Annotated in this window: 1 pseudogene; it reads right to left on the bottom strand. The window is 52.3% G+C overall.

From position 1 onward, the window contains the following. Positions 1 to 375, bottom strand: a pseudogene (locus KIH86_RS07700) (hypothetical protein); the annotation flags it as partial. Positions 376 to 526: the final 151 nt, after the last annotated feature.

Raw genomic sequence — 526 nt, 5'->3', positions numbered from 1 at the left:
GGCATCTTTTTCGACCCATACCTCAACGTAGTAATCCTGGTCATCCCATTTATTAAAGGCGAAGGAACTTGCTGCCGAACGGATGATACTTGCCGGGGATGACCAATGCGAATTGCGCCGAAGCGTCCTAGTCCGATCTTCTATCGCTGTCCAGTCGATCAGGCCGGCGAGTCGTGCTTCTGAAATGAGATTGCCCAGGTTTTTGTAGCTCCGTTCGTTGTTCGGGATTACATCGCGGGAAACCAACTGGTAGTAGACCTGGCGCAGCGTCAGCGAGTACCCCATTTCTTCGTATTCGCGGATAATAGCGTTCACCTGCTCAATCAAGACGCGACTGGCCGACCGAAATTTCACTTCCTTGTAGGCGATTTTCATGTTTCTGCTCTCCCTTCTCAATTTCTCAATTTGTATACATTATCCAAGCAGCTGCGCGACCGGCCAACGCCGATCCGCGCCGGGCTCGTATACGAATCAACCAGGCGCCGGCGCAGAATCGCATACAATAATCACCTTCAGCTCGCGACGG

The sequence above is a fragment of the Paenibacillus sinensis genome, assembly GCF_019904155.1.
Classification (GTDB): domain Bacteria; phylum Bacillota; class Bacilli; order Paenibacillales; family Paenibacillaceae; genus Paenibacillus_AQ; species Paenibacillus_AQ sinensis.
Note: the sequence above shows the minus strand (reverse complement) of the source record. Positions and strands in the feature narration are given on the sequence as shown.